At 70.2% G+C, this 22,016-nt stretch carries 17 protein-coding genes and 1 pseudogene; 9 read left to right on the top strand and 9 right to left on the bottom strand.

Annotation, left to right across the window (positions count from 1 at the left end; genetic code table 11):
- Positions 1-54: 54 nt before the first annotated feature.
- The 8 genes from ADL25_RS17140 to ADL25_RS17105 form a co-directional block, all read right to left on the bottom strand.
- Entirely contained in the window at positions 55-1,431 is a 1,377-nt protein-coding gene (locus ADL25_RS17140; protein WP_234380947.1) for a phosphomannomutase/phosphoglucomutase, read from the bottom strand.
- Positions 1,428-3,134 carry a glycoside hydrolase family 13 protein gene (locus tag ADL25_RS17135; protein ID WP_079050417.1) on the bottom strand — a complete coding sequence of 569 codons (1,707 nt, stop codon included), beginning with the start codon at positions 3,132-3,134 and terminating at the stop codon, positions 1,428-1,430. Before ADL25_RS17135 ends, ADL25_RS17140 begins: the two co-directional genes overlap by 4 nt.
- Positions 3,131-4,351, bottom strand: a complete 1,221-nt coding sequence (locus ADL25_RS17130) for a Gfo/Idh/MocA family protein (protein WP_059128612.1) — start codon at positions 4,349-4,351, stop codon at positions 3,131-3,133. The genes ADL25_RS17135 and ADL25_RS17130 overlap by 4 nt, the downstream gene beginning before the upstream one ends.
- Positions 4,348-5,421 carry a glycosidase gene (locus tag ADL25_RS17125; RefSeq protein WP_059128611.1) on the bottom strand — a complete coding sequence of 358 codons (1,074 nt, stop codon included), beginning with the start codon at positions 5,419-5,421 and terminating at the stop codon, positions 4,348-4,350. Before ADL25_RS17125 ends, ADL25_RS17130 begins: the two co-directional genes overlap by 4 nt.
- A gap of 6 nt (positions 5,422-5,427) precedes the next feature.
- Complete coding sequence (locus tag ADL25_RS17120; RefSeq protein ID WP_079050416.1) at positions 5,428-6,321, bottom strand: carbohydrate ABC transporter permease; 894 nt, start codon at positions 6,319-6,321, stop codon at positions 5,428-5,430.
- Between the two features lies 1 nt (position 6,322).
- Positions 6,323-7,279: a carbohydrate ABC transporter permease gene (locus ADL25_RS17115; protein ID WP_059128610.1), complete on the bottom strand. Its 957-nt coding sequence runs from the start codon at positions 7,277-7,279 to the stop codon at positions 6,323-6,325.
- 9 nt (positions 7,280-7,288) lie between these two features.
- The gene (locus ADL25_RS17110) at positions 7,289-8,560 is read right to left on the bottom strand and encodes an extracellular solute-binding protein (RefSeq protein WP_059128609.1); all 1,272 of its coding nucleotides are present in this window, start codon (positions 8,558-8,560) and stop codon (positions 7,289-7,291) included.
- 111 nt (positions 8,561-8,671) lie between these two features.
- Complete coding sequence (locus tag ADL25_RS17105; protein WP_059128608.1) at positions 8,672-9,700, bottom strand: LacI family DNA-binding transcriptional regulator; 1,029 nt, start codon at positions 9,698-9,700, stop codon at positions 8,672-8,674.
- A gap of 729 nt (positions 9,701-10,429) precedes the next feature.
- Between ADL25_RS17105 and ADL25_RS17100 the strand changes: the two genes are divergently transcribed.
- From ADL25_RS17100 to ADL25_RS17085, 4 genes are all read left to right on the top strand, one after another.
- Positions 10,430-11,731, top strand: a complete 1,302-nt coding sequence (locus ADL25_RS17100; RefSeq protein ID WP_059128607.1) for an epoxide hydrolase family protein — start codon at positions 10,430-10,432, stop codon at positions 11,729-11,731.
- Between the two features lie 148 nt (positions 11,732-11,879).
- A complete protein-coding gene (locus ADL25_RS17095; RefSeq protein WP_234380946.1) occupies positions 11,880-12,557 on the top strand; it encodes a hypothetical protein in 678 nt (225 codons plus the stop codon).
- A gap of 86 nt (positions 12,558-12,643) precedes the next feature.
- Positions 12,644-13,777, top strand: a complete 1,134-nt coding sequence (locus tag ADL25_RS17090) for a nucleotidyl transferase AbiEii/AbiGii toxin family protein (protein WP_063805662.1) — start codon at positions 12,644-12,646, stop codon at positions 13,775-13,777.
- A complete protein-coding gene (locus tag ADL25_RS17085) occupies positions 13,770-15,074 on the top strand; it encodes a nucleotidyl transferase AbiEii/AbiGii toxin family protein (RefSeq protein ID WP_059128606.1) in 1,305 nt (434 codons plus the stop codon). The genes ADL25_RS17090 and ADL25_RS17085 overlap by 8 nt, the downstream gene beginning before the upstream one ends.
- A gap of 61 nt (positions 15,075-15,135) precedes the next feature.
- Here ADL25_RS17085 and ADL25_RS46215 read toward each other — a convergent pair.
- Positions 15,136-15,324, bottom strand: a pseudogene (locus ADL25_RS46215) (phospholipase domain-containing protein); the annotation flags it as partial.
- A 468-nt stretch (positions 15,325-15,792) separates the two neighbouring features.
- Here ADL25_RS46215 and ADL25_RS17080 point away from each other — a divergent pair.
- From ADL25_RS17080 to ADL25_RS17060, 5 genes are all read left to right on the top strand, one after another.
- Positions 15,793-16,311, top strand: a complete 519-nt coding sequence (locus ADL25_RS17080) for an HPP family protein (RefSeq protein WP_059128605.1) — start codon at positions 15,793-15,795, stop codon at positions 16,309-16,311.
- Between the two features lie 490 nt (positions 16,312-16,801).
- A complete protein-coding gene (locus tag ADL25_RS17075; protein WP_059128604.1) occupies positions 16,802-18,565 on the top strand; it encodes a hypothetical protein in 1,764 nt (587 codons plus the stop codon).
- 30 nt (positions 18,566-18,595) lie between these two features.
- Positions 18,596-20,566 carry a phosphocholine-specific phospholipase C gene (locus ADL25_RS17070; RefSeq protein WP_059128603.1) on the top strand — a complete coding sequence of 657 codons (1,971 nt, stop codon included), beginning with the start codon at positions 18,596-18,598 and terminating at the stop codon, positions 20,564-20,566.
- Between the two features lie 114 nt (positions 20,567-20,680).
- Positions 20,681-21,460, top strand: coding sequence for a GntR family transcriptional regulator (locus tag ADL25_RS17065; protein ID WP_059128602.1), 780 nt, complete (start codon positions 20,681-20,683; stop codon positions 21,458-21,460).
- Positions 21,460-21,966: a hypothetical protein gene (locus tag ADL25_RS17060; protein ID WP_059128601.1), complete on the top strand. Its 507-nt coding sequence runs from the start codon at positions 21,460-21,462 to the stop codon at positions 21,964-21,966. The genes ADL25_RS17065 and ADL25_RS17060 overlap by 1 nt, the downstream gene beginning before the upstream one ends.
- The last annotated feature ends 50 nt before the right edge of the window (positions 21,967-22,016 follow it).

The raw sequence follows: 22,016 nt of genomic DNA, 5'->3' as shown, positions 1-22,016 counted from the left end.
GTGTCCGTACCGGCTCCCTCCCTCCTCGACAGGGCCGTAGGGCCCCGTCCGCGCTCAGGCCCGGACGATCGCCAGCACCTCGTCCCGCAGCCGGGCCACGGTGTCCGCGTCGCGGGCCTCCACATTGAGCCGCAGCAAGGGCTCGGTGTTGGAGGGCCGCAGGTTGAACCACCAGTCGGCGGCACTGATCGTCAGGCCGTCGAGTTCGTCGGCGGTCGCTCCGTCCCGGTCGGCGAAGGCCTCGCGGACCGCGGTGACGGTGTGCTGCTGATCGTCGACCACGCTGTTGATCTCGCCGGACGCCGCATAGCGCTGGTACTGGGCGACCAGCGCGGACAGCGGACCGGGCGCTGCGCCGAGGGCGGCGACGACGTGCAGGGCCGCCAGCATGCCCGTGTCGGCGGACCAGAAGTCGCGGAAGTAGTAGTGCGCGGAGTGCTCGCCGCCGAACAACGCTCCGGTGCGGGCCATTTCGGCCTTGATGAAGGAGTGCCCGACACGGGTGCGCACCGGAGTGCCCCCGTGTTCGCGCACCACGTCGGGCACCGCCCGTGAGGTGATCAGATTGTGGATGACGGTGCTTCCCGGGCGGTCGGTCAGCAGCCGGGCCGCGATCAGGGCGGTCACCGTGGACGGCGGGACGGCCTCGCCGCGTTCGTCCACGACAAAACAGCGGTCGGCGTCACCGTCGAAGGCCAGGCCCATGTCGGCCCCGGTCTCGCGCACCCGGTGCCGGAGGTCGACGATGTTCTTCGGGTCCAGCGGGTTGGCCTCGTGGTGGGGGAAGGTGCCGTCCAGTTCGAAGTACATCGGGACGACCTCCACCGGCAGGTCGCGGAAGACGGCGGGAGTGGTGAGGCCGGCCATGCCGTTGCCCGCGTCCACCACGATCTTCAACGGGCGGACGGCGGACAGGTCCACCAGTCCCAGGAGATGGGCGGCGTAGTCGCCGAGCATGTCCCGGGAGGTGATGGAGCCCTGCGCGCGCCCGCTCCCGGGCAGCCCTCCTTCGGCCGACCAGCGCTCCACAAGGGCGCGGATCTCCCGCAGACCGGTGTCCTGGCCGACCGGTGCCGCGCCCGCCCGGCACAGCTTGATGCCGTTGTAGCGGGCAGGGTTGTGGCTCGCGGTGAACATCGCGCCGGGGCGCTGCAGTGCGCCGCTGGCGAAGTACAGCCCGTCGGTCGAGCACAGGCCGATTTCGGTCACGTCGGCGCCGCGCCCGGCCGCTCCCTCGGCGAAGGCGCGTGCCAGGCCGGGGGAACTGGGGCGCATGTCGTGCCCGGTGACGATCGCGTCCGCGCCGGTCGTCTCGACGAAGGCCGCCCCGAACAGCCGGGCGAGGTCCTCGTCGAGCTGATCGGGAACGATTCCGCGGATGTCGTAGGCCTTCACCAGGCCCGAGAGGTCGACACCGGTTGTGTCACTCACTGGTCGTGCTCCTTGTGCTTCAGCCATACGGCCGTGTCCTGTGGGATGCAGCGGCCTACGAGCGGTGCGCTGGAGAGCAGCACCTCGGCGCGGTCGTCCAGCCTCAGCGGCTGTGCGCCGAAGTTCACCACGCACCGCAGCCCTGCGCCGCGCTCGAAGGCGAACCACGCGCCGCTGTCGGGACCCTCGGGCTTCAGTGCCGCGTCCGAGGCCGGGTGGTCGCGCCGCAGCCGCAGCGCCCTGCGGTACAGCGCCAGCATGGAACCGCCGTCGTTCTCCTGTGCCGCAGCGGTCAGTTCCGCCCAGTCCTCGGGCTGGGGGAACCAGCAGTCCCCGGGAGCGGCGGTGCTGAAGCCGTACGGCGGGGCCCCACCCTCCCAGGGCAGGGGTACCCGGGCCCCGTCCCGGCCGCGTTCCCGGTGGCCGGAGCGCTCCCACAGCGGGTCACGCAGCCGGTCGTCGGGGAGTTCGGCCTGCGGCAGCCCGAGTTCCTCCCCCTGGTAGACGTACGCCGCGCCGGGCAGTGCGAGCATCAGCAGCGCCGCGGCGCGCGCCCGGCGCTCGCCGACCGGGCCGCCGCCGTAGCGCGAGACCGGACGGACCGCGTCATGGCTTGAGAGCACCCAGGTGACCGGCGCCCCCACCGCCTGCATGGCGGCGGCGGACCGCTCGATCACGTCCCGCATCGCCGTACCGTCCCACGGGCACTCCAGGAAGGCGAAGTTGAAGGTCTGCTGCATCTCGCCGGGGCTGACGTAGCGAGCCAGCCGGTCGGGTTCGAAGATGCCGGCCTCCGCCACCATCACGCGTTCGCCGGGCGGTACGGCGCCGGCGGGCGCGGGGTGGGTGTCCAGCAGGGTGCGCCACGTCCTGAAGAGCGGGTGCAGCTCCTCCTGGTCGTAGTAGGGCATCAGATGGTTGCGATGGACGTCCTGGTGCTGGCCCGGACCTGCGTCGGGCAGGCCCTCCGCCTTGAACAGGGTGTGGGCGACATCGACCCGGAAGCCGTCCACGCCGCGGTCCAGCCAGTGCTTCAGGATCCGTTCGAAGTCCGCGACGACCTCGCCGTCACGCCAGTTCAGGTCCGGCTGCTCGGGCGCGTGCAGATGCAGGTACCACTCGCCGGGAGACCCGTCGGGTTCGCGGATCCTGGTCCATGCGGGACCACCGAACGCGGACTGCCAGTCGTTCGGGGGCAGTTGACCGTCCACGCCGAGACCGGGCCGGAAGACGTATCGCTCCCTGGCGCGCGAGCCCGCCCCGGCGGCGACCGCCTCGCGGAACCATGGGTGCCGGTCGGAGGTGTGGTTGGGGACCAGGTCCACCAGAACCTTGATGCCCAGTTCATGGGCCCGCTCCACCAGGGCGTCGAAGTCCGCCGGTGTTCCGAGGTCGGGCGCCACCCCGGTGTGGTCCGCGATGTCGTAGCCGCCGTCCGCGAGCGGCGACGGATAGAACGGGGTGATCCACACGGCGTCGACCCCGAGTCGGCGCAGATGCCCGAGTCGCGCCGCGGCACCGGCCAGGTCGCCGATGCCGTCCCCGTCGCTGTCGGCGAAGGATCGCGGATAGATCTGATAGCAGACGGCATCGCGCCACCACGGGGCGGCGCGGTCCGGCCCACCCGACCCGCCGATGGCGGGCCGGGTGGGGCCCGGGCCCGCCACGGGGCCACCCGCACCGGCGGTCGGGACCGCGGTCATGCCGATGCACCCACGGAGCTGCGGGAGGGCACGGTCACCGGCAGGGTGCGGCCGCTCTCCGCCGACCGGGTCGCGGCCTCGGCCACGGCGACTGCCGTGAGACCGGCGCGGGCGTCGGCCACCGGAGTGCCGCCGTGCGCCGCGCAGTGCAGCAGGTCGGTCATGGCCGCCCGTACGCTCTCGGCGTAGACGTGCGGCTTGCGCTCCTCGCCGCCCAGGTCGATCACGACGTCGACCCGGTGCGGGACGACGCGCCGCACGCCCCGGCCGAGGGCCGGGCGGTCCGAGCCGGCGTCACGCCGCACGGACACCGTGATCCGCTCGCCCCCGTGCGGACGCAGCCCGGGGACCGCGAGCAACTCGTCGGCCCGCTCCGGCAGTTGCGCCCAACGAGCGGCGCCCGCCTCATCGGTCCAGGCAGTGACCGTCGCGAAGGTGGGGATCCAGCCGGTGACCCGGGCCTCGGCGAAGCCGTAGTCCAGACGCATCAACTGCCGCTCGGCGCGATGGGCGTGGGTGAAGGAGTGGGTGTGTGTCGCCACGCTCCCGCCGGGATGGGTCGCGGTGGCCACCACGATGTCCACCGGACCGCCGTCCCGTCGCACCTCGGTGCCGTGGACCGCAACCGGGTCCGTGCCCATCAGGGCGGCCGCGGCGTCGAAGAAGTGCACACCGTGCTCGATATGGATGCCACCACTGAGCGCCGGGTCCCAGAACCAGTGGTCCGGGCCGAGATCCTCGTCGGAGGCGTCGTTCTCGAAGAGGAACCGGCGCAACGGGTCCAGCAACCCCTCCTCGCCCAGCCGTTGGAGCAGCCGCAGGATCGGGTTGTAGCGCAGCACATGGTCGACCGCGAACACACCGGGCGCACGGCTCGCCTCCTCGGCGACACGTGCGGCGGCCTCGAGGGTGACGGCGACCGGCTTCTCGCAGAACACGTGCCTGCCCGCGCGCAGAGCGGTCACGGCACCGTCCGCGTGGGCGGCCGGCGGGGTGGCGAGGACCACCACGTCGACCTCCGGGATCCCCACCACCTCCTCGACGGACGCGGCGACCTGCGCGCCGTGCCGCTCAGCCAGCACGCGGGCGCGCTCCCCGTCGGGGTCGGCACACGCAACGACCCGCAGACCGGCGATGTCGCGCACCGCGTCCAGCACATACGCGCCGAAGCCGCCGCAGCCGACGAGCGCAAGACCCACGTCGGGGACGACGGTCATTCGGACCGGTCCAGCCGGGCCACGCCGATGTGCGCGTCGGCCATGCCGTAGAAGACGTACCGCACGCCGTCGATCTCCTCGATGGCGGTCGGGAAGACCACGTTCGGCACGGTGCCGGAACGCTCCTCCTCGGTCTCCGGGGCCATCAGCGGCTCGGTGGTACGCGAGAGCACCCGGGCCGGGTCGGCGGGGTCGAGGATCATCGCACCGGCCGCGTAGTGGACCGTCTGCACCTGGGCGAACGGATCCTCGATGGTGCCGGAGACACCGTGGTGGATGAGCAGCCAGCCCTCCTCGACACGGATCGGAGCCGGGCCGGCACCGATCTTGAGCTCCTCCCAAGGGTGCTCGGACAGCGCGACCAGGCGGTGGTGGCGCGGCCGGGTCAGTGCGCGGATGTCCTGCTTGACCTCGGCGACGGGGACGTAGGAGATCCAGATGCCGGGGCGCTCGTCGGTCACACCGGCGGGCAGGTGCACACCCTCACCGGGCCGGAACCAGCCGAGGTCCCACATCGGGCGGTGCAGCATCGCGAAGTACATCTCACCGTCCGGGCCCGGCACGGGCTCGGGGAAGTGCACGACGTCCTTGTTCGGGAAGAGGTTGAGGTCGGTGTCCAGGTCGGGCTGGTACTCGAACTGGATGGGGCCCAGACGCTCCCAGTGCACCAGGTCCTCGGAGACGGCGAGCGCCGGCTTGGGGCCGAGCGGGCCGTACGCCACGTACGACATCACATGCCATCCGAGGTCCTCGATCCAGGTGGTGCGGGGGTCCTCCACACCGGCGTTGTTCTTGCCGCGCTCCCAGCCCTCGTCCGGGGCCAGGACCACACCGCGGCGCTCGACCCCGGTGGGCACACCGTCCTCGACGGTCACCTCCGCGAGGCCGACCCGGGACACGTTGCCTGCCGAGACCAGCCGCGGCAGCAGGTGGAGCCTGCCGTCGGGGGTGCGGCCGGAGGCGGGGTTGAGCACACCCTCCACCTCGTCGGAGTTGCCGGGCAGTGGGGACATCACGACGCCGACCCGGGTGAGACGGTAGGGGATGGGGGTGGTGGTGCTGTGGGACACGGGTGTTCAGCCCTTCGTTGCTGAGTCGATGTCGGTGGAGGTGAAGCGGCGCTGGAAGACGATGTAGAGCGCCACCGCGGGGGCCGCGAGCACGCACGCCCCGGCGAGGATGGCGCCGAACGGATTGGCGGCGGCCGAGGCGACGGTGCTGATGTAGTTGGCCAGGGACACGGCCAGCGGCTGCATGTCCTGCCGCTTGGTGACGAGGAACGGCCAGAGGAATTCGTTCCAGGGCCCGGTGAAGCTGAGCAGCACCACCGAGAGCAGGGCCGGCTTGCACAGCGGCAGCGCGATGCGGAAGAGGATCTGCAGTTCGCCGGCCCCGTCCATGCGCGCCGCCTCGAACATCGCAGGCGGCAGCTGCAGGAAGAACTGCCGGAAGATGAAGACGGCGGTGGTGTTGATCGCGAAGGGCAGGATCATGCCCAGATATGAGTCGGCCAGGCCGTAGTCGCGAACGATCAGCACATACAGGGGGATCATCAGCAGCTGGAAGGGGATGACCTGCACCAGCAGCACCAGGGCGAAGGTGGTGCCCCGGCCCCGGAACTGCAGCCGCGCCAGCGCGTATCCGGCGAGGAGTCCGAAGACCGTAGTGCAGACGATCACACCGCCGGTGAAGATCCCGGAGTTCACCAGCGAACGCCCCAGCGAGATGGCCGAGTTGATCGCGGCGTAGTTGTGCAGGCTCAGGTTCCCCGGATCGGGGAACGCTCCGCTCGGGCTCGAGTCGGGCTCCTTCTGCAAGGAGCCGATGACCATGTAGTAGAAGGGGAAGAGGAAGGCGAACGCCCCGACGAGCAGTGCCAGCCTCGACCACAGCGACCTGGACGCGGATCCCGTGGCGCGCGCCGTGCGCCGGTGCTTCCTCGTGTCCGAGGGTGTGACGTCTGCGGCCATCTCAGTCCCTCTCCAGGAATCGGCGGTAGACGAGCGAAATGGCCGTGATCAGTACGACGAGGATCACACCGATGGCGGCTGCCTCATCGGGGTGCCCCTGCTGCAGACCCCGCTGGTACATGAGCAGCACGGGTGAGGTGGTCGCTCCGTCCGGTCCGCCACCGCTGGTGAGCAGATAGGGCTCGGTGAACAGGTTGGCTCCGGTGATCGTGGCCAGGACCAGGACCAGCAGCGTGGCGGGACGCACGGCGGGCACCGTGATCGACCGGAACGTCCGGAACCGGCCCGCGCCGTCCAGGGCCGCCGACTCGTACAACTCGTTCGGTACGTTCTGCAGCGCCGAGAGATACAGCACCACGAAGAAGCCCAACTGCTTCCAGGCGACGAAGACCGCGACGACCGGCATCGCCAGATGGGAGTTCACCAGCCACGAGGGGTCCGGAGCCAGTGGGCCGAGAGCCTGGTTGACCAGGCCGTTGGAGTTGAACAGGAAGATCCACACACCTACGACCGCCACACTGGCCGTGATGTAGGGGATGTAGTACGCCGTCCGGAAGAAGGAACGGAACGGCAGCTTCTTGTTCAGTGCACTGGCGAGAACCAGCGAACCCACCACCGTCAGCGGCACGTTGATGACGAGGAAGACGGCGATGTTGAGGAAGGAGCGCCAGACGGCGGGGTCCGTCAGGACCGTGGTGTAGTTCTCCAGCCCGACGAAGGGCCGGTCGACCGACACGCCCGGGGCGGCGAAGAAGTAGTCGTGGAAGGACATCCACACGGCGAAGCCGAGCGGATAGATGAAGATCGCGGCCAGGTACAGCACGTACGGGGAGACGAACAGCATCCCGATGGGCTGGTGCCCGCCGAGCCACAGTCGCCACGATCGGCCCGCGGTCGTCCTCCCGCGCCCGGGCGCGGTGCGCCCGGGGCCGTGGGTGTCATGAGTGGTTGAGGTCATGGCAGCGCGTCACTGGTTCTCTGCCAGCTTGTCGACCTTGCCCGCGGCATCCTTGAAGGTGCTCGTGAGGTCGCCCTTGCCGAAGATGACGGACTTGGTGTACGCGTCGCGGAAGGTCTGCCAGATCTCGACCGAGTTCGGCACGTTCGGCGCCTCGATGGTGTGCTCCGCCTGCTGCGCGAAGGCCTCGTATTCCTTGTGGGACGCGAAGTACGACGGGTAGGCCGACGCCAGCGCCTGGCGCATCGGCATCTGGCCGGTCGCCTCCAGGAGCTTGCCGTCCTGCTCCTTGCCGGTGGCGAACTTCATGACGTCCCAGGCGGTCGCCCGGTTCTTGCAGGAGGAGTACATGCCGATGGACTTCTCGTCGCTGAAGGTCCCCTTGCCGGCCGCGCCGTCGGCGGTCGGCACCGGCACGGCACCCCACTTGACCTTGTCGCCGTAGACGGAGACCGCCCAGGGACCGACGGTGGCCATCGCGGCCTTGCCCTCGGCGAAGGCGTCGCCGTTGAAGGTCTCCTTGGGGGCGAGGCCCTCGGAGTACATGGTCTTCCACATCTGGGCGGACTTGATGCCCTCGGGCGAGGCGAACTGCGCCTTGCCGTCCTCGACGAGCTGCTTGCCGGTCCCTGCCGCGAACAGCGGGTAGAAGTCGAACCAGGACTGGTAGAACTCCGAGGTCGGCGCGGGCCAGATGGCGGCCTTGGCCACCCCGCTGTGCACGAGCTTGCGCGAGGTGTCCAGGAAGTCCTGGTAGGACGTCAGCTCGGGGTGCTCCGGGTCCAGTCCGGCCTTCTTGAAGAGCTCCTTGTTGTAGAAGATCATCACCGGGTTGCTCTTCCACGGCAGCTGGTAGTACTTGCCGTCCGGCGAGGCGTACTGCGCGAGCCGGTCGCCGACACGGGACTGCAGGTACTGCTTGCCGTCGGGGAAGTCGTCCAGCGCGACCAGGCCGCCCTGCTTCTGGAAGCCGGGCACAGCCGCCGGGGCGGTGTTGAGCACCAGGCACGGCGCGTTACCGGCGGTGATCGCCGCGCCGATGACCTCCTCGGAGCTCTTGCCGGCGGGGATCTCCTGGGCGCTCACCTTCTCCTTGGGGTGGGCGGCGTTCCAGGCCGCCACCATGCTCTTGCCCCACGCGACTTCCTGCGCGTTGTTGGAGTACCAGATGGTGATGGGGCCACGGGAGTCGTTCGCCGCGGCACCGGAGTCCGATCCGCCGCCGCACGCGGTCAGGGCGAGCGCCGCTGCCGGCAGCAGGGCGAGGAGGGCCTTCTTCATTGGAGGTTCCGTTTCTCACTGGAGGTGGTCAGCCGGCGGTACGGCGTCGCTGAGCGTCGCCGGCCGCCTTCCGGGAGGGGGGAGGGGTCTGGGGGCCGCCGTCACGGGCCGTCATCGGCTTCCACGGACGGGAACGGGGCCGGTCGAGCCGCGTATGACCAGCGTGGCCGGGTCCAACTCGACGTCGGCCGTGGTGCCGTGCTCGATCATTTCGACCAGTGCCTGGGCCGCGGCCCGGCCCCACAGGACCGGGTTGGCGCGGCAGGTCGTCAGCGTCGGACTGGTCCAGGAGGCCAGCGGCACGTCGTCGAAGCCCACCACCGAGAGGTCGTCGGGCAGTCGCAGGCCGGCGTCCTGGGCGACCGCCATACCGGCGGTGGCCGACAGGTCGTTCCCGTAGACGATCGCGGTCGGGGGGGTTGGGAGGTCCAGCAGTGCCCGGGTCGCGCGCGCCCCGCCCTCGGCCGTGAACCCTCCGGGCAGAGACGTCCCGCGGGGCAGGCCCGCTTCGGCGAGTGCGTCCGCCCATGCCTCGCGGCGGCGCCGTGCGTGCACGAACTCCTCGGGACCGGCCACGTAGGCGATGTTGCGATGCCCCAGCTCCACGAGGTGGCGTACGGCGTTGCGGACCACGGGACGGTCGTCGAGGTTCACCGTCGGCAGGTCCCTGTCCGACTCGATGCCGCCGACCGCGATCGCGGGCAGGCCGAGTTCCGCCACCAGGCCGGGCCGCGGATCGTCGAGGCGCAGGTCGGTCAGGAAGACTCCGTCGACCCTTCGGTCGGCGGCGAGTCTGCGGTAGGTCTCCACTTCGTCGCCGGGGCGGCTCATCTGCAGCATCAGCCCGTCACCCGTCTCGGAGATCACCGACTCGATACCGGCCATGAACGCCGGGTAGAACGGGTCGGTGCCGATGAGCTCCGGCTCGCGGGCCAGGACCAGACCGACGGCACGTGCACGGCCCGTGGACAGTGCTCTCGCGCTGCGACTCGGGGTCCATCCCAGCTTCTCGGCCGCGGACCGGACCCGCTCCTGGGTGGCGAGTGCCACACCGGGACGGTTGTTGAGGACGAAGGAGACGGTCGCTCGGGACACCCCGGCCAGCTCGGCGACATCCGCGATCGTGGGACGACGGGCCATGGGTGACCTCCGGTTTTTGCCAGCTGGGCAAGCGACGACATATGGCCGGTTCGTATCGCCGCAAGGGCATGCGGGACCACGCCTGGACGGCGCCGCCTACAGAGCAGGGGAGGACACGCCCCTGGCCACTCCACCGTTGCAGGCGAGTGCGACCGGGACTTGAACCGGTTTAAAAGGCGGTCATAGCTTCGGCTCCACCCCCCGTTAAGTCAAGAGCCCATATTTATAAACCCAATTGGCCACTATTTGTCAGGTAATGCCCCTTATGGGAGATGTGTGCAACGATCCATCCCGGAGTCTCGCCCCACGCGTCGGCGACTGGAGGGGGCGACGGCGATTGCTCGCATCCCGAGGTGGCCGAAATGGCGCGCTGGTGTGTGTCGCGGGGTCGGCCGCGGTGTCTCGATGTGCGCCCGAACGTCCGAGGTTGGCTTCTGCCTCCGAGGGTGTGTCGGACGGGACCGGCTCGGTGACGGCGTACGCGGCTTCCGGATTCGCGGCTGCGTTCGAGTTGCAGGTTCACGGAAGGCTACATATCGTAACGTACAGTAACGGTGATCCCCGATGTGGGCGTCGGCGTCTCATTGCCGCCGGTCCCGGCTCGGATCCGGGTGGTGGCCCCCGGGCCGGAGGAGTTCTCTGCCGGATTTCTGCTGTCGCCGATGAGGAATCGAGCTCGTCGAGAGCTCCTTCTCGAAAAGATCTTGGAACAGCTCGAGGAGATCTGCCATGTCCGAGACATCCCAGCGGCGCTCTCGCCGAGAGTTCATTTCCCTCTCGGCCGCCGCGATGACCGTGGCAACCACCGGGGTCTTCGGCCCGCCCTCCGCAACACCGGCAGCGACAAGCGGAAGCGCCCGTGAAAGCGCACGCATTCGACCCTTCCGTATCCATGTCGAGGAACGGGAACTGGCCGAACTCCGCCGGCGCATCGGCGCGACACGCTGGCCCGACCGTGAGACCGTCCACGATCGGTCCCAGGGCGTGCAGTTGGCGACGATGCAAGAACTGGCAGGCTACTGGGGAACGTCCTACAACTGGCGCACGATCGAGGCGAAGCTGAATTCCCTGCCGCAGTTCATGACCAGGATCGACGGGCTGGACATTCACTTCCTCCACATCCGCTCCCGCCACGCGAACGCTCTGCCGATGATCCTGACCCACGGCTGGCCGGGCTCGATCCTCGAATTCCTGAAGGTGATCGACCCGCTCACCAACCCCACGGCCCACGGCGGGCGCGCGCAGGACGCCTTCCATCTCGTCATACCCTCGATGCCGGGCTACGGCTTCTCGGAAAGGCCGACGGCCACGGGCTGGAACCCCGCACGCATCGCGCGCGCCTGGGCCGTACTGATGGAGCGGCTGGGATACAAGCACTTTGTCTCCCAGGGCGGTGACTGGGGCGCGGTGGTCTCGGACAAGATGGCGGTCCAGAAACCCCCGGGACTGCTCGGCATCCACGTCAACTTCCCCGCAACCGTCCCCCCGGACATCGCCCAGAAACTCGAATGCGGCTACCCGGCTCCGGCAGGCCTGACCACCGACGAGAAAGCGGCGTACGACAAGCTTGCCGACTTCTACAAAACGGGTTCGGGCTATTCGGCCATGATGGTCACCCGCCCGCAGACCGTCGGCTACGGACTGACGGACTCACCGGCCGGACTGGCCGCCTGGATATACGACAAGTTCGCAGCGTGGACCGACAGCGGCGGCCATCCGGACCGGGTGCTCACCAAGGACGAGATGCTCGACGACATCACGCTCTACTGGGTCACGAACACCGCGGTTTCCTCCGCCCGCCTCTACTGGGAGAACAACGCCAACAACTTCAACGCCGTGTCGGTGTCCGTCCCGGCCGCGGTCTCGGTCTTCCCGGGCGAGATCTACCAGGCGCCGCGGAGCTGGACCGAGCGCAGCTATCACAAGCTGATCTACTTCAACAAGGCACCCAGAGGCGGCCACTTCGCGGCCTGGGAAGTCCCGGAGATCTTCTCCGACGAACTGCGGGCGGCGTTCAGATCACTGCGCTGACAGCCGGATCCCGGTGGGATGCCGACCCGCGGCGTTGAAGCTGATGCCGCGGGTCCCGCGCACCGCGGCACACGATCACCCGCACCCCCGGCACGCTGCGGCGGCCTGCGTACGCCGTTGTCCGAGGGGAGCGGTACGGTCGGCGCTCGTGAACGAACAGCGGGGCGGCGACGGCGCGGTGAGACAGTTCGCGGGGGAGTTCGAGACCCATCTGACGGTCCGGGCGGAGAACCGCGGGGAAGGCGACGACCCGATACGTATCTGGGCGGAACACCACGGAATCAAGTACACGCGCATCGTTCTCGACCGGGGTCGAACACCGGACCAGCCCATGCTGACCTGTCCGGGGCGAGGGCACCTGGCCGGGCAGCTGGCGACGGCACGGCAATGGTCGCAACGGCTGCAGGACGACGGGTTCCGAGTCGTACGGCTGAAGATCGAGGCCGCGCCGTGGAACGCCGACGTCCCGGAGACGGACGACGAGGCCGCGGACCTCCCCGGCCACTGCTACTTCGAGCACCACGCCAAACTGGTCCTGTCCAGCGAGCCTCAGGTGGCGGCGGTGCGGGCGCTGGCCGCGCCGCACTCGGCACACGTCTCCCGCAACGCCCGCCGGACGTCGGCCGACGGCGGGCACGAGCGCTTCGTCACCCAGCGGTGCCGGGGCGTCGGCCGCGCGGAGGCGGGCCGACGCCTCGACGTACTCCTTCGTGTGCTGACGGCGGCCGGGTACGAGGCCGTGGAGGTGGAGAAGGAGTTCGTCGTGTACGACGACAACCCCGCCGTGGACGCCGGCTGGATCAAGGGCGAGCCGAGACTCGTATGACGGCACCGGAACCACCCGCTGCACCTGTCCCTCCGCCGGGCGGTGACGGTGACCCCCCGGCGGCTGTGGAACCGGGCCGGGGCGGTGTGGACGCGCACGATGCGGCGGAGCGCGAGCCGGGGTCCGCCGAGGTCCGGGGACGCAACGGCATCGACCGCCGAGCAGCCCATCGTGCTGCCCTGGACCACGTACTCGCCCTTGTCGCCGACGCTCCCTGGAGCGGAACTCTCGTGCTGCGGGGAAGCATGGTCATGCAGGCGTGGCTGGGGAACGCGGCGCGTGAACCGGCGGACCTCGACTGGGTCGTCCTGGAGAACGCCGTCGGGATCGATCCGCTGGACCCGTATCCGTACATCGACGGCGCCGACACCGTGCAGCAGTGGCCTGAGGCCGCCGACGGCGCGGCACGCTACGAGATGTGGACCTACGAGGAGTTCGACACAGGTGGGCAGCGGCCGGTGCTGCCTCCGGAGGGCCTGCACTGGCTGCACGAACAGGAGCCCGCCGATGCCGGCCCTCCGTACCTGGACCTGCTCGACCGCGTGGAGCAGTGTCCCGAGGCGGCACCGGGGTTGCTCCTCGCCGCGAAGAGCGCGCGGGTGGACGGAACTTGGACGTACACGGAATACGACACGCCAGGGGTGCGACTGGTCATCCCATGGCACACCGAAGGCCTGCCGCCCGGCGAAGTGCGGCTCGACTTCGCCCGGGACGAGTGGCTTCCCGAGTCCCCGGTGTGGACACTGGTACCGCGCGGTGACGGGGGCAGGCCCACGGCGGTACGAACGGCGAGCCGCGATCTGTCGCTCGCCTGGAAGGTGCTGTGGCTGTACTCCGACAGCCGTGACGGCCGTACGGCACGGGGCAAGGATCTGTACGACGCGGTGCTCCTCGCCGAGGCGGAGGGAGCGTGTCTCTCGCCGCGTCTGCTCCGCAAGGTCTTCGGTCGCGCTTCCGACGCGGAAGCCGACGGCTTCGACCCGGCCACGGTGGCCCGTTGGGAGGTGGACTGGGCCGAGTTCCAGGAGAGGCACCCGTGGGTGACGGGAACCGGGGAGGACTGGCTCCACCGACTGGGACGAGCGTTGGGAACGATATTCACGGAGCACCGGCTCGCGCCGGCCACCGGACGCACCGGTGGCACTGCTCAGGTGCGCGGTGTGCAACGGCGATGCCGCGATCGAAGACGGTCGCGCGGGAGAGGCGTGTGTGATGACTGATTCCTGGGAGGGGTTCGTATGGCAGGGGCGCGCGATGCCTCGAGTCCCGCCGGACGACGAGGACCGGGCGCGCTTCGACCTGCCTACGACGCTGCGTCCCGTCAAGGACGAGCGCGTCGTGCAGCGGCCGGTCTTCGACCCGGCGCTCAAGCAGTACTCCAACGCCTACCGGGCCTCGGACCCCCGGTTCGCCGACCCTGACGTCGAACAGGCCTGGCAAGCGGCTCGCCGCGCCGCGATCGGGTTGGTGCTCTCGGCGATCTCCAGCTCCCCATGGGCGGCCTCGCTCGTGCTGCGCGGCAGCGTGCTGCTCCGTGCCTGGTTCGGGGATGCCGCACGAGAACCGGGCGATCTCGACTTCGTCATCGCACCCGCGTCGTGGCGGATCGAAGAGGAGCGGACCGATGCCATGCTCGAGGGCGTGGCTCGGGCCGCCGAGAGGGCGGCGCATCACGGTGACGGAGTGGTCCGGTTCGACGCGGCGGAAGCGGTCAGCGACGACATCTGGACGTATGACCGGGTCCCCGGACGGCGCCTGGTGCTGCCGTGGAGATGCGACGGGTTGCCCGGCGGCGTCGTACAACTCGACTTCGTCTTCAACGAGCATCTTCCCGTCGACCCCGAACCGGTCCTGCTCCCCTCGGCGTCGGGTGACCCGCAAGCGGTGCTGAGCGCGGCCACGGCCGAGTTGTCACTGGCCTGGAAACTCATGTGGCTCGTGAGCGACATGCATCCGCAGGGCAAGGACCTCTATGACGCCGTTCTGCTGGCCGAACACACGTCGTTGCGTTACGAACTGCTGCGGGACGTCTTCCTGGACGCGGAGCCGTCCGACGGGTGCCACCCGGTGGGGCGGCGTGAGATCGCCGGGCTCAAGGCCTACGTAGAGTGGGAACATTTCATCGCCGAATACCCCGATGTCACCGGGAGCGTGGGCGACTTCGTCGACCGCCTGGTCGCCGCGCTCGCACCGACGTTCCAAAGCGTCGAGGCGGTGGGGCTTGGGGAAGACGAGTACGCCCGCCACGTGTGGTGGTTGGAGCCCCGCATCCGGGAGAACCGGGAACTGCTGAAGCGGACGAGCATGCGCGCCGTGCAGGAGAAGATGCACGCGGCCCGTCTCCCGTTGCTCACGGCCGTCGTCATCACGCGGGAACTCCTCGGTTCCGATCGCCACAGCGTGCAGGACGCACGTTCCGTCGTGTTCGACGACCCCTCCTGGCATCGGCTGGTCGAGTCACATCGGGTTGGCGCCGGTTGGCTCGACAGAGAACTCGAACGGCTTTGGAAGCGGTGACTCCGCGTCCCGCGGCGCGGTGCTGCGGTCCGCACCCCTCCTCGGGGTGCGGACCGCCGGCTCAGCCGGTGACGCTCGGGGCGCCCGTCTCGAGGTGGCCGACGAAGCGGCGGGAGACGGTGGTGCCGGAACTGGCCGTGACCGTGAAGTCGTGCCAACCGCCGTTGTAGGCAAGGGCGTTGAATGAGTCGTCCACGAAGATCCCGGCGGTCACCTGGTAGGTCCAGGGGCCTTCTCCAGTATCAGGACGACCACGTGCTTCATATTGGTGATCGACCCGGACGCGGCCGACGCGGTTCCGCGAGCGGTACCGCGTCGAGGTTCAGCCGCTCGCCAGCGGCTTTCAAGGATGTGGGGCGGCCCTGCGGCGTCCGCCGAGGGCAGCGGCACGCGTCGGCCGCCGACGCCTGGCAGTGCCGGACGTCATTGTCGGCCCCATTCGATAAAGGCGCTCAATCGGGCGATAAGCGGGCGGTCTTGGACAGGTGTCGGCTCGCGAGGTCACGATGCTGGGCGTGATCCCCGTCTTCACGGACGACGAGCCGCCGTGGCCGGCAGCGGGGACCGTTCCGAGGAGTTCCCGTGCTGATGCCGAACGCCCAGGTCCAGTCCTCGCCCGGCAGTCCGGAGGGACCGCACTGCTCCGAGGTCGTCGTCTTTACGCCCGGACCGGAACGTCGCATTCAAGGCATATGACGTGCCCCGGACGCCGGAAGCCGTGGATGCCCCGCTCCGCCCGACAAAGCGCTCTCCGGTCAGCCGGTGGATCCCCGCCACATCGCGACTGCCTCCGCGCACCGTCGCCGCCGCCCTCACCACATCGGCCGGACTGGCCGTGCTGGTGGCCCTGGGGGCGCTCATGCATCAGACGGTGCTCGTGCCGCCGCTCGCGGCCACGATGGCGATCGTGACCGCGACCCCCGAATCGCCTCTCGCGCAGCCCCGCCACATCATCGGCGGCCACATGCTGTCGTGCCTCGTCTGCTTCGTCGTGCTCACCCTTGGATGGCGCGGCCCTTGGGCCGCCGTGGTGGCCTGCGGTGTCGCCTGCGGACTTGTGCTGGTCCTCAGAGCGGCCCATCCGCCGGCCATGGCGACCGCCGTCATGATCATGCTCACCGAACCGCGCGCCACCCGCTTCGTACCCCTGCTGGCCGCCGGAGCCGCGCTGCTCGTCGCGGTACAGATGGTCTCCGCCCGTCTGCGGCGTGAGGTCTATCCCGTTTTTTGGTGGTGAGCCGGCGCGGTCGTGAACGTGTCGAGCGGATGGCGAGCGCGCAACTCGCGTGCCGCTCGACCGACGTGGCGGTGGGCGGCGCTCCGCCGTCTCCTCCGGTCAGGGCGACATGGCCGGTTCCGATGGCCGTGCTCGACGCATTCGCGGGCGTGCTGCTGTGCACAGCGCCGCGCGAGTCCTTCCAGGGCGCGTGGCGGGGTGCGCTCGCCCGAGTGCCCGGTCGGGGAGAAGCCGCCCATGTTGTGCTCCGAGGGCGCTTCAGGGTGAGTTGCCCCCGGACATCGCTGTTCAGATGGGGTGCCAGGGGTGAGCAGGGGCTGTTCGCCCGGACACAGGATCTTCAGATTTCCGTCTGTTTCCCGGTCGGCGGCAACCCGTCGTTCACGGGCCCGTCGCCGTGGGACGGCTTGCTGGGAGCGAAGTTATATAGACAACTTTGCTCGCCCGGGTGCCGCCGCGACGGTACCCGGGGCGGAGAGGACCCAACACCATGCCACCCCTCTCACAGGTCGCCGCGTCCGGGAGCAGCATCACGATCGGCTCCACGACGTCCCCGCAACGCGGCGACAAGCTGACCTTCACATGGTCGACGGACGCCCCCGACCCGACGAACTGGATCGGCGTCTACGACGGTGACCGGCTGCCCGGCAGCGGCGGCGGTTCCCTTGTCTGGACGTACGTCTCCGGCACTTCGGGGCAGACGACCCTCGACACCTCAGGACTGAGCGGCGGCCCCTATACCGCCTATCTGCTGGCCAAGGACGGTTACGGCGTCCTCGCCAAGACCGAGCCGTTCACCTTCGATGGCGCCCCCACGGGCGACTCGCTCGAGCTGAAGACCACCACACCGTTCGAGGGCGACAAGCTCTCCTTCCACTGGACGACCGACGAACCCGACGCGAAGAACTGGGTCGGCGTCTACGACGGCAGCCGGGTGCCCGGGAACGGCGCCTCCCTCGCCTGGGAGTACACCCCCGGAGCCTCCGGCGACATCACGATCGACACCTCGGGGCTGAGCGGCGGGCCGTACACCGCCTATCTGTTGGCCAAGGACGGCTACGGCATCCTGGCCCGCACCACCCCGTTCAGCTTCGCGGTCCGCCCCGTGATCCCGCGTCCGCACGCGGTGGTGGACGCCCTCACCACCGACCCGCAGACCGCGGGCGCGACCTTCTCCGTGCGGCTGGGCGGCCTGTGGATCAGGCCCGACGGCAATGCCGCCGGCAGCGCGACCTTCAAACGTGTCGCGGGCGATCCGTGGTTGTCGGTGGCAGCGGACGGCACGGTCAGCGGCAAGGCCCCGGCCCTCGCACCGCGGACGCCCGGCCGGGTGGTGGCCGCCGTCACCGACAGCGCCGTGGGCAGCGACACCGTCACCGTCCAGGTGCCGGTGCGCGCCTCCCGGGACCGGCTCCGGCTCAAGGTCGCCACGCTGAACCTCTGGGACGCGGGCACCCATGTCGACGGCTTCCTGGAGAAGCAGCTCAGGCTCGTGCTCACCCAGGGCCTGGACGTCGTCGCGGTCCAGGAATGCGGTGCCGACGGTGCCACGAAGCTCGCCGGCGCGCTCGGTTGGCAGGTGCACCAGGCCGGTGGCCTCGGCATCGTCAGCCGCTACCCGCTCTCCGGCCTCGTCGCGCCCACCGCGGCGCTCCCGGCCGCCGCCGCGACGCTGCACCTGCCCGGCGACACCACGGTGCGCCTGTGGACCGCCCAGCTGGACGAGGCCGACTACGGCCCGTACGCGCTGCTGGCGGGCCGGACGGCCGCGCAGGTGGAGGCCGCGGAGCGGGGGACGACGCGCTACCGGCAGACGCAGGCCCTGGTGGCCGCGATGCGGGCGGACGTCGCCTCCCGCAACCCCGTTGTGCTGGCAGCCGGCCTCGCCTCGCCGTCGCACCACGACTGGACGAACCGGACGGCATCCGCGCACGGAGGCGTGGGGCGCGTCCGCTGGCCCGTCACCGAGGCGCTGGAACAGGCCGGTCTCGTCGACGCGTTCCGCGACACCCGGTCCAACCCCGTGAAGGCGCCGGGCATCACCTGGTCCCCCGTCAGACCCCAGCGCGAGGGCGGCGGCAAGGAGCCCCAGGACCGAATCGACCAGATCCAGTACGCGGGGCGGCTGAAGGTGCTGGAGGCGCACAGCCTGTTCACCGGCTGGCCCCGTCCGGTGCCGGACACCTCCGCCAACGGCTGGCCCTCGGACCACGCGGCCGCCGTCGCCACCTTCTCCCTGTCCGCCCGCGGCTGACCCCCGAACGACCTGAAGGACCTTGCACCCATGACCGAGATCAGCCGCCGCACCTTCATAGGCACCACCGCAGCCGGAGCCGCCGTCGCGGCCGGACTCCCCGGCACGGCGGAGGCCGCGGGTCGCGACCCCCGGCACGGCAGCATCACCGACGTCAAGCACGTCGTCATCCTGATGCAGGAGAACCGCAGCTTCGACCACTACTTCGGCACCCTCAGCGGTGTACGCGGCTTCGGCGACCGCCAGGCGACCGCGCTCGCAGGCGGCGACACGGTGTTCCGCCAGCCCGACCGCGGACGCAAGGAGGGCTACCTGCTGCCCTTCCGCATGGACACCACGAAGTACAACGCGCAGAACGCGGGCGGCCTCCCGCACGACTGGGACAGCGGCCACAGCGCCGTCAACGGCGGCGCCATGGACAAGTGGGTCTCCGCCAAGGGCGAGCGCACCATGGGGTACTTCACCCGCGAGGACATCCCCTACCAGTACGCCCTGGCCGACTCCTTCACCCTCTGCGACGGCTACTTCTGCTCGCTGAACGGCCCCACCGATCCCAACCGCCTCTACCTGTGGACCGGCACCGCCGGCCCCGGCGTCGACGGCACCACCGGCCCCTGGACCGACAACACACCGGTGACCGGCAACCCGGTCGCGGACTGGACGACCTACGCCGAACGCCTGGAGCAGGCCGGAATCAGCTGGCGCGTCTACCACAACCCTGATGGCTCGGACGACCGCAACGGCGACTACGACGACAACGCGCTGTCGTACTTCAAGCAGTTCCACGAGTTCCCCAAGGACGACCCCCGCTACATCAACGCCATGACGAAGTTCGACCTCACGGCGTTCGACCAGCACTGCAAGGACGGCACCCTGCCGACTGTCTCCTGGCTGGTGGCGCCCTACCTGTTCTGCGAACACCCCGCGGCCAGCCCCGACTACGGCGCCCACTGGGTCAACACCGCGCTGCAGTCTCTGTTCTCCAACCCCGACGTGTGGAAGCACACCGTCTTCCTCCTCATGTACGACGAGAACGACGGCTACTTCGACCACGTCATCCCGCCGTTCCCCGAGCCGGGCACCAAGGACGAGTTCGCCAACGGCAAGGCCATCGGCCTGGGCAGCCGGGTGCCGCTGTGGGTCGTGTCGCCGTGGTCCCGCGGCGGCTGGGTCAACTCCCAGGTCTTCGACCACACGTCGGTGCTGCGGTTCCTCGAGCAGGTGACCGGCGTGAAGGAGCCCAACATCTCCGACTGGCGGCGCACCGTCTGCGGTGACCTGACCAGCTGCTTCGACTTCACCAAGCCCGACTACAGCATCCCGGTGCTCCCGGACACGGTCGCGCTCATGGCGAAGGCGGACGCCGGCAACTCCCTGCCGGGCGTGAAGCTCCCCACGGAGCAGTCCATGCCTGGGCAGGAGGAGGGCCTGCGCCCGCACCGCCCGCTGCCCTACCTGCCCTGGGCGGACGTGAAGGCCGACCGCGCCACCGGCAAGGTCACCTGCACGCTCACCAACGACGGCAGCGTCGGCTACCACTTCACCGTGCTGCCGAACGTCGCCCTGCCCTTCACCGGTACGCCCTTCACGGTCCCGGCGCGTTCGTCGCGCACGTACATCTGGGACGCGGCGGCCACCGACGGCCGCTACGACTTCTCCGTGTACGGCGCCGACGGGTTCGTCCGCCGGTTCTCCGGCACCCTGGTCCGCGAGGGCCAGGACGATGTCGCGGTGCCGACGGTCACGGCGGCCCTTCGGCGCTCCGGGCGGCCATCGGACGCGACGGTGGAGTTCGACCTCCGCAACGACGGCGGTACCGACGTGGCCTTCACGCTCACGCCGAACGACTTCGCCGGCAAGGAGCAGACCGTCCGGGTGAAGGCGGGCGACCGCACCCGGGTGACGTGGCGCACCGATGAGGGACGCTACGACGTCACCGTGACGGCGGGCACCGGGACCCGCTTCCTCCAGCGGTACGCGGGAACCGTCCACTCCCTGTGAGGCGCGCCGGCGGGGGTTCGGGCCGGGCCGCGCCCCGGCCCGAACCCCCGCCGGGTAGGGTCGGGAGCCGGCCGCACGGACGGCCCGCACGACACGAGCAGTCCAGGAGAGACGGTGGGGCAGGAGCAGGGCACCCCGGACAGCGACCTTCGTTACCGCAAGGTCGCCGCCGAACTCCGCGAGGCCATCATCGCGGGTGAGTACGCCATCGGCGCGAAGCTTCCCCCGGAGGGGACGCTCGCCGAGCGCTACGGCGTCTCCCGGGGCACGATCCGGCACGCGCTGGCCGTGCTGCGTTCCGACGGACTGGTCACCTCGCGGCGCGGCACACGGCGCACGGTGCTCGGTGGGCCCCGGGCGCAGAGCTTCTCGGAACTGCTGAGCTTCACCAACTGGGCGCGCTCCACCGGCCAGACGCCGGGGGGACGGGTGGACCGTGTGGTGCGCCGACCCGCCGAGCCCGTCGAGGCCGACCAACTGGGCCTGGAGGAAGGGGCGGAGGTGTATCTGGTGCTGCGGCTGCGGACGCTGTCCGGAGAGCCGGTCATGGTCGAGCGGTCGCTCTATCCGGCCCGGGTCGGCGCATTGGTGGCCGAACTGCCGCCGGACACCGTCTCGCACACGGAGGCCCTGGTCGCGCACGGCGTGCTCTTCACCGACGCCGACCACACGATCGACCTCGCGTGGGCCGACGCCGACGACGCCCGGCTGCTGGACTGCCCGCCGGGTCAGGTCCTGTTGCGCGAGCGCCGCCGCACCACGGATCCGGAGGGAGTCCCGGTGGAGTGGTCCGAGGACCGCTATCTGCCCGGCACCATCTCCTTCACGGTCCACAACTCCGTCGCCACCTCCACCTTGGGCCGGCGCCACAGGCCGGGTACGGGAACGGCCTGATGCCCGCGGATCTCGAAGCCGTCCTGGCCGTCCTGGCCGGTCGCCTCGGTGTCGACCCCGGTGACCCCTCGGACGAGCACGACCGATGGGCCGTGTACCGCGACGCCCTGGACGACCCCGCGCATCTGCCGGATCTGTTCGACGTCGTGGCCCTGGAGCCCCTCGACAGCATCTCCCTCGGCATCGTCCTGCACCTTCTCGGCGGTCTCCCGCCCTCCGAGCGTCCGTCCTGGATCGACCGGCTGGGTAACGACCGCAGCCGGGCCTACGCCACATGCCGCGCGCGGGAACTCGCCGTGCTCCAGGGCGACTCGGTGACCGCGCTGCTCGACGACCCGTCCGTCCAGGACTCCTGGTCGGACTGGCTCCAGTTGGGCCTCGCGGGCTCCTCGGACGAACGCGCGGTGCTCCATCGCCTCGCCACCGAGGGACGCACGAAGCGCATCCGCCGGCTTGCGTCCGAACGGATCCGCACGATCGAACACCGCGGTCCCGGCACGTCCTGAGCTCCGCACCGGGATCGCAGCGTTTCCGGCCGCCCCCCGGTGAAGGCGGG

It is taken from the genome of Streptomyces sp. NRRL F-5122 (assembly GCF_001507435.1).
GTDB lineage: Bacteria > Actinomycetota > Actinomycetes > Streptomycetales > Streptomycetaceae > Streptomyces > Streptomyces lannensis.
The sequence above is the reverse complement of the archived record's forward strand: the minus strand, read 5'-3'. Positions and strand labels throughout refer to the sequence as shown.